The 6,000-nt window shown below is 38.5% G+C and carries 2 protein-coding genes; both read left to right on the plus strand.

The annotated features are described in order from the left end of the window. The first annotated feature begins 74 nt into the window (after window positions 1-74). Entirely contained in the window at window positions 75-2,279 is a 2,205-nt protein-coding gene (locus tag EDM02_RS02040) for a hypothetical protein (RefSeq protein ID WP_123662665.1), read from the plus strand. Window positions 2,280-2,730: 451 nt separating this feature from the next. Further along, window positions 2,731-5,391, plus strand: a complete 2,661-nt coding sequence (locus tag EDM02_RS02045) for a hypothetical protein (protein WP_123662667.1) — start codon at window positions 2,731-2,733, stop codon at window positions 5,389-5,391. The last annotated feature ends 609 nt before the right edge of the window (window positions 5,392-6,000 follow it).

Below are 6,000 nucleotides of genomic sequence, written 5' to 3' on the forward strand. Positions count from 1 at the left end.
TGAGAGCCCGTGCGGTAGCTGCAGTTTAATAGTTAATTAGCTTAAATTGAGCAATAAATAAAATTTAATAGAAAATGGTTTATAAAAAGATTACAGACAATATCCCATCATTATCCAGTTTGCTTTTGGCTGGTATAGTATTTGGGTCTAGTAACTGTCCAGGAAAAGATACTCCTGATGGTAAGGGTAAGGATGAAGAAACAAATGCGTCGCCTAAGCCGGTTCAAGAAAGCGAAACAAAGCTACCTCCCAGAACACCAGAAGACCAAACGAAGTTTGGGGATATATTTACAGTGCTTATAGAACTTGCGCAGATAGATCACTTGAAACATGCACCTATGGTGATGGAGAAAAGTGATTTTGAAGGGCCTCAAGGAAAGTCGAATGTAGAAGCGCTATTCAAAAGTTTTGGTACTTCACAAGCTTATCCTCCACGCAACACATATTTTACTGCGCTTGGTAATGCCGATATATTTACCTTTAAGAGTGGAGTAACAGGTTCAGGTGGGAGATTGGGCAGTAAGGCTGCATATGGTGAGGCAGTCAATGAGATTGCTAGAGTCTATAAGGGTCTTCATGAGTTTTATGAAGAAATGACAAAGCAGGCTAAGGATGGTGCCAGGGTGCCTGCGATACAACACTTGTTAAGTAGAGTTGAGACATTTTACAATAATAATATAATGAAAGAGGATCTTTTTGTAGGCGGTAGAGCTTTTCAGTCTGCATCTAAGCAAGTTAAAATACTTGATGGGGGGCACATGGCTAGGTTTATGACAAATCTAAAGAGTAATCGTGGAAGAGATATAATGCCTCGTGTTATTGAATCAGTTTGGGTTAAGTTGAAAGTTCCTAATAATGCTTGCCAGAACTCACTTGTCGTTAATTCAAAAGCATTGCAGAGGGGATCGACTATACAGGGTGGTGAAGAAAATGATCCTTCCGGTAATCCTGTTGTCTGGAATGTAAGTGGGGAAAAGAACACACATATGCCGCATATTAAAAGAATTAATAATGTAACTATGAATGGTGCTACTGAATCAGCCGGCTATATTCCACTTCCTGATAATAATGCTGCTACTCCTGTTCCTAATATTCAAGAAGCACCTTCAGGAATGGCGGCAAAAAAAACAACAGATAAATTGACATTCGGTCAGCTCTTTTTTGCCCTATTTACGGGCGTAAAAGATAGGGATATCTTTAGGTTAGAAGAAAATAGTAAAGACAAGGTTAAGTTTTTTACAAAGAATCCGACCTTCCAAACTTTACTAGAGGCGGCTAACAAAGGAGATGATGCGTTTGCTGAATATTTGGGTAAGCATATAGAAAATTTGTCTAGCCAGTCTGGTAGTGTAGATGATATTTTTGTGATTCCGGATATTGGGTCGCTTAGAGATAGACTTATACCTAAAGATATAGAAATTGCTGTTAAAAATATACCCGCTAATCTAGGTGGGACAGCATATGTTGCTGCTAATGCTACTACTGGTGCTGGGGTTACTCTTCCTGTGTCAGATCCGAACTCTATAGTGGGTCAATTATTGAAGCGTATTTTCAGCGCGTCTAATTATAATCATCATACTGCTACTACAGATACTGGTGTGGGTATTGAAACGTTTCGTACAGGCCTAGCGGCAATTGGTATAATGATGGATTATAACCTATCGTTTGAACAGAAGGTGTGTATTAAACTTGCTAATATACTGAGTCCTACTGCTAGCTTATATAATTTGGCTTATAATACAGTTGATCCTGCTTCAGGTGAACAATTTTTATCTCACATGAAAACTTTGATCAATGCAGAAGCCAATGGTGCAATTGTGAAGAAAGAGAACGGTGGATATAAGCCTACACCAATAACTAATAAATTTCGAGTTGAGTTTAAAAACTTTGTTGATAGATTGCTTGAAAAGCAAGACGATAAGTCTATTACTTACGATAAGATTAAAGAGGACACTCGTGGAGATGTACCTAATACTAATCCTCTTGATAAAATATTTGATATCAAAAAGGTTAGGGATGCTATGGAGTCTGATTGTAATGCGATTAAATCTGTTCTTGAATCGGCTATGCGTATAGATCCTGTTCTTACTATTAAAGAAAAAGAGGTAGATTACACAAGATATTTCAAAGTAAGTGGATTGTCAACGTCTAATTATAAGCGACTCGATGACATCAGGTTAAGGAATGTGCCAGTAATTAAGGATGTGGTTGAGGAAAAGAAGAAAAATGAAGTAATTGAAAAGACTGTTAAAGCTCCTGAAGTTCCACCGGCAGCGTAGTTAAAAGCGGCTATTAAAGCTTCTATAGCTACTGCTTAAGTGTATTAGTTTGTTTTATCTTTTAAATTATATATTAGCATTGGGGATCAACTTTGGTGGGTCCCCAATTTTTTATTATATAGGTAAAGGTAGTTTGTATCCTTCACTTGCGTGGTAGCAATGGCATCCGTTCACTCAATGGCGTCAACTTAAGGCAATTCATGATTAGCCTACCCTCCTATTCTACTTGGTTATCAATAACAACTAAACCTTAAGTTGACGCCATTGTCCGTTCACTTGCGGGCTAGCCATATTTTATAGATTATTGATGATTTTATCCATAAGTTGACGCCATTGGATGAACGGATACAGATTTTAGATACACTTCCACAATATTCGCAATAGTGCATACAATAATATTATAGATATTAACCAATACATATAAAATACTATACATAAAATTTGATAGAAAATGGTTTATAAAAAGATTACAAACAACATCTCATCATTATCCAGTTTTCTTTTGGCTGGTGTAGTATTTGGGTCTAGTAGCTGTCCAAAAGACGGTACTACTACTGAAAAATTATCTGAAAGGCCTACGGATACTCGAAGAAGCAGTTCAGTTGAGAATCCCAGAACAGGAGAAGACAAAAAGAAATTTGGGGATATATTTAGAGAGCTTATACTGGCTGCGCAGATAGATCACTTGAAACATGCACCTATGGTGATGGAAGAAATCGATTTTGAAGGAGATCAAACCAAGTCGAATGTCGAAACGTTATTCAAAAGTTTTGGCACTTCGAAAGCTTATCCTCCACACAACGAGAATTTTACTGCGCTTGGTAATACCGATATATTTACTTTTAAGAGCGGAGCATCAGGTATTTCAGGTGGAAAGTTACACAGTAAGGTTGCATATGGTAGGGCGGTCAATGAGATTGCTAAAGTCTATCAGGGTCTTCATGAGCTTTATAAGGGTATGGAAAAAGCGGCTGAGGACGGTGCCAGGGTGCCTGAGATAGAACAGTTGTTAAGTAAGTGCATAAAATTCTATCAGGATGATATAAAAAAGGAAGGTCGTTTTGTAGGCGGTAGAGCTTTTCAAGCTGGAAAAAAGGAAGTTAAAATACTTCCTGGGCCAAATATGGCTAAGTTTATGAACAATGCTGATCGTGCAAAAGGGGTAATGGAGGGTGCCATTGGACCGGTCTGGGTTAAGCTAAAAGTGCATAAAGATGCCTGCCAGGCGTTAGATGATGCAAAACAAGCATGCAAAAGAGGATGGGCTATAAAGCATAGCTGGAAGGTAAATGGGGAAAAGAACATAATGATGCCGGAGATTGCAAAAATTGATAATAGTACGGGGAGTGCAAATTATACTGCAAATCCTACGGCTGTTACTGTTGCATCTCCAGGAATGGCGGCAAAAAAAACAGCAACGAATTTGACATTCGGTCAGCTCTTTTTTGCCCTATTTACGGGTGTAAAAGAGAAAGATATCTTTTCGCTAGAAGATGGTAATGCTGCTGACAAGGTTAGGTTTATTACAAAGGATCCGCCTTTCCAATCTTTGCTAAACAAAGCTAAGGAATCAGAGGATGCGTTTGCTGAGTATTTGGGTAAGCATATAGCAAATTTGCCTACACAAGCTGGTGATGAAAATGACCTTTTTGTGGTTCCGGATATGGAGGCGCTTAAAGATACACTTATACCTAGTAGTTTAGAAAACAGCGCTACAGTTATGGGCCCAAATATGGGCGGGAATGCATATAATCTAGCTACTGATACTCTTATTACTGCTGTTGCTAATGCTGTTGCTGCTGGTGCTGGCAATAATGCTGATAATATTAATATTATTGTTAATGCTATTGTTACTGCTGCTACTGGAGCTATTGAAGCTACTGTTCGTGCTGCTTATAATGCTGTTGATAATGAAGCTATTAAAGATACTGTTCGTGATGCTGTTGCTGCTATTAATGCTACTCATGCTGTTGTTACTGTTCGTGCTGTTGAAAATGCTGTTGAAGCTGCTGTTGAAGCTGTTGTTGAAGCTACTGCTGTTCGTCGTGTTGTTGTTCATGCTATTCGTGCTTTTGTTTATCCTGTTGTTCGTGCTACTGATTCTGCTGCTGCTGATGCTGCTGTTAATGATGCTGTTAATACTGTTTTTAATGATGCTTATAGGGCTGTTCGGGCTCATGTTGTGAGTCGTATTACAACAGCTATTGTTCCTGCTGATGCTGCTGTTTATACTGTTGCTGACGCTGTTGCTGGCGCTGTTGCTGGCGCTGTTGTTGATACGCTTGGTGATACGCTTGGTGATAATGTTATTACTATTGTTAATATTGCTAATGCTATTCGTACTGCTACTGCTGCTGGTACTAGTGTTGCTGATGGTATTCGTGCTGTTGCTCGTAAAGCTGGTTCTGGCTCTGTATTAGAGGATTTATATAAAAATATGGTTGGTGCGTGTGGAATTACTTTAGGTAGTTTACCAGTGGAACAAGCGATTGAGCATATAGAGAAACTTGATAGTGTATCTAACGCTAACGCTAACGTAACGTTTAATCAGAGGGTGTGTGCTAAAATTGCTAGGAAACTGGGAAGTAATCCTAGCGTAAAAAAAATCGCTTTTAGTAAAGATGTGGAGGACGGTAAAAGGTTATGTGATTACATTAAGAATGTGATCGATTCAGAAGCCGAGTATGCAATTGTGAAAAAAGAGGGCAGTGGATATAAGCCTACATCAATTACTAATAAATTTCGAGATGCGTTTAATGCATTTGTTGATAAATTGCTTGAAAAGCAAAACGATCCATCTGTTACTTACGATCAGATTCGTAAGGATTCTGGTAATACATTTGATATCAGAAAGGTTAGGGATGCTATGGAGACTGATTGTAATGCGATTAAATCTGTTCTTGAATCGGCCATGCGTATAGATGATGTTCTTGCTATTAAAGAAAAAGAGATAGAATACAAAAGATATTTCACCGTAAGTGGATTGTCAACATCTAATTATAAGCATATCGATAACATTAGGTTAAAGGGTGTAGTGATTGAGGAAAAGAAGAAAAAGGAAGTGGTTAAAGAGGCTGTTAAAGTTCCAGAAACTATAAAAGGAAGGAGTTAAAGCTGCGTATCCGTTCAGTCATGTGGCCCTATGCGTATCCGTGTTCGTACCAATTATAAATAGTGTAATAATGCAAGTCATAAAAAACGCGCCTTGAACAAAGGTGTGACTAGAAAATTTTAGGCTGCAAGCTGGTAGAAAATCAGCCTGGTTTGAGCCTACTCTTCGTCTTTGAAAAGCTGACTGCGTTCCGCTTCGGGATTCAGCGTACTCGCATAGTTTCTACTATGCTGCGTGCGCTTCACCCTCGCGCGCCTTACCAGCTTTCCAAATCCATTGAGTAACCATAGGGCGAGTTCTGATTTTCAGCTTGCAGCCTGAAATTTTCAATAGCTTTGTTCACCAGCGCTTGATTTTTTTGATTACTTTTTTTATCAAGAAAAAAAGTAACGAATAATTTAGTAATGAAATAATTAAATTAAAAACATTTCTGCCACGCAAGTGAACGGACAATGGCGTCAACTTAAGGTTTAACTATTATTGATAACCAAGTAGAATAGGAGGGTAGGCTAATCATGAATTGCCTTAAGTTGACGCCATTGAGTGAACGGATACACTTATATGCTAGCATTGGGGGTCAACTTTGGTTGGTCCCCAATTTTTTATTAT

The sequence above is a fragment of the Candidatus Cardinium hertigii genome, from assembly GCF_003788695.1.

Bases quoted from the DNA above. Each gene is read 5' to 3' on its own strand.
- EDM02_RS02040 (WP_123662665.1), top strand. From the start codon at position 75: ATGGTTTATAAAAAGATTACAGACAATATCCCATCATTATCCAGTTTG.
- EDM02_RS02045 (WP_123662667.1), top strand. From the start codon at position 2,731: ATGGTTTATAAAAAGATTACAAACAACATCTCATCATTATCCAGTTTT.